1 protein-coding gene is annotated in these 2,006 nt (G+C 65.6%); it reads right to left on the bottom strand.

Features of this window, described 5'->3' with window-relative positions; genetic code table 11:
* On the bottom strand, positions 1–2,003 hold a 2,003-nt coding region (locus tag EOA27_RS33885; RefSeq protein ID WP_127258450.1), incomplete at its 3' end, for a histidine kinase dimerization/phospho-acceptor domain-containing protein.
* Positions 2,004–2,006: the final 3 nt, after the last annotated feature.

The raw sequence follows: 2,006 nt of genomic DNA on the forward strand, positions 1-2,006 counted from the left end.
GCATTGGAGAGCAGGTTGATGGCGATCTGCTTGATCGCGCGGCGGTCGGCGTAGACCCGCATCGCATCGGCGATGCGCGTCTCGACATTGATCGACTTTTCCGCCGCCTGCAGCGAGATCACCCGCACCGTCTCCTTGATCAGCGGGCAGAGGTCGATCTCCTCGCGGTCGAGCGAGAACTGGCCGGCCTCGATCTTCGACATGTCGAGGATATCGTTGATGACGCCGAGCAGGTATTTGCCGCTGCCGTTGATGTCGGTCGCGTACTCTTCGTAGCGCTCCGAGCCGAGCGGCCCGAACAGGCCCTGCTGCATCAGCTCGGAGAAGCCGATGATCGCGTTGAGCGGCGTGCGCAGCTCATGCGACATGTTGGCGAGGAATTCCGACTTGGCGCGATTGGCCGCCTCGGCGCGCTCGGTCTCCTTCATATATTTGCGGTTGAGCTCGACCAACTCGCTGGAGCGTTCCTCCTCGGCGCGGCGGGCGAGGCTGAGATCGTGGATCGTCGCCATCAGCCGGCGCTCGCTGTCGACCAGCTTCTCCTGATGCAGCTTGATCTGGGTGATGTCGGAGCCGACCGAGACGATGCCGCCGTCGCGGGTCCTGAGCTCGTTGACCTGCAGCCAGCGGCCGTCGGCAAGCTGGCGCTCCAGGGTGACGCCGCCATGCGGACCGTTGGCGTTGGCGAGCCTGCGCTCGGAGGCGAAGGCCAGCATCCGCTCCTCGAGCGCATCGCGACCGACGCCCGGCACGACGTCGCGGTCCGAGAGCCCATTGTCCTTCTGGAACTTCGAATTGCACATGATCAGCCGCTCGGAGGCATCCCACAGCACGAAGGATTCGTTGATGTTCTCGATCGCGGTTCTCAGCCGCATGTCGGCCGCTTCCGAACGCAGCGCCAGGTGCCGCTGCTCGGTGACGTCGACGGCGATGCCGATCAGCTGGATCTCCGGCGCTTCCGGGTCGATCACCTGGGCACGGGCCCGCATCCACACCCATTGTCCGTCGGCATGGCGCATGCGGAAGACCTGGTCGATATGGTCGATCTCGCGTTCGACGATGCGGTTGGCGAGCTCGAACAGGTCGCCGTCGTCCGGATGGATAATCTCGTCGACCTCTCCGAAGGAGAGCATCGTATCGCAGGGCTCGTAGCCCAGCATGTCGTACATCGAGCGCGACCAGTACATCTTGCCGCGCACCATGTCCCAGTCCCACAGCCCGCAGCGGCCGCGCACCAGCGCCATGTCGATGCGCTGATGCGCCTCGAGATAGATGCGGTCCGCCGCCTGGGCGCGCGCGGCCTGGCCGAAATAGGCATAGAGGATGACGATCAGCACGCCCGCCGTCAGCACGAACAGCGTGACGTTGAGCGACATCGACTTGCGCCAGCTGTCGAACACCGCTTCCTGCGGCACCAGCACGGCGGTCGCGTGCCCGCGGTCCCCGGTGAGGCTGACTGCGGCGAACCAATCCTTTCCGGCGATGCTGACATCCATCACGCCGGCGCGGTCGCCGAACATGAACAGCGGCTGGCCGCCAAGGACCAGACTGTCCAGCGTGCGGCCCTGCCAGCCGGTCGAAAGCGGCGAGACGGCGATGACCTTGAAGTTGCCGTCGGTGATGGCCAGCACATGGGCGCGGCTCATGGCGCCCTGGCGGCTGGTGCTTTCCAGCAGGCTGACGGCGTTGGCGCCCGCAACGTTGGGATCCGCCGTGATCGCCTGCGCCATCTGGCCGGCGGCTAAAGCCAGCACCGCCTTGGCGTCGCGCTCGATCTCGTCATGCTCGTTCATCAGTGACAGGAAGCGCAGCGCCGCGATAACGGCGAGGAAAATAACGATCAGCGCCGGGATCGACCGGCGAAGAAACGGCTCGGCGGCCAACAGCCGCTGATAGGTGGGTTCGGCGATCAGGCGCGCATTGCCGGCAAGTCCATCGCCCCTTGCCTTGCGACGCGCAAAAGCCTTCCCTCCGGGCGCGCCCCACGCGTCCGCCTTGGCCATAAA

Source organism: Mesorhizobium sp. M2A.F.Ca.ET.037.01.1.1 (genome assembly GCF_003998075.1).
Taxonomy (GTDB): domain Bacteria; phylum Pseudomonadota; class Alphaproteobacteria; order Rhizobiales; family Rhizobiaceae; genus Mesorhizobium.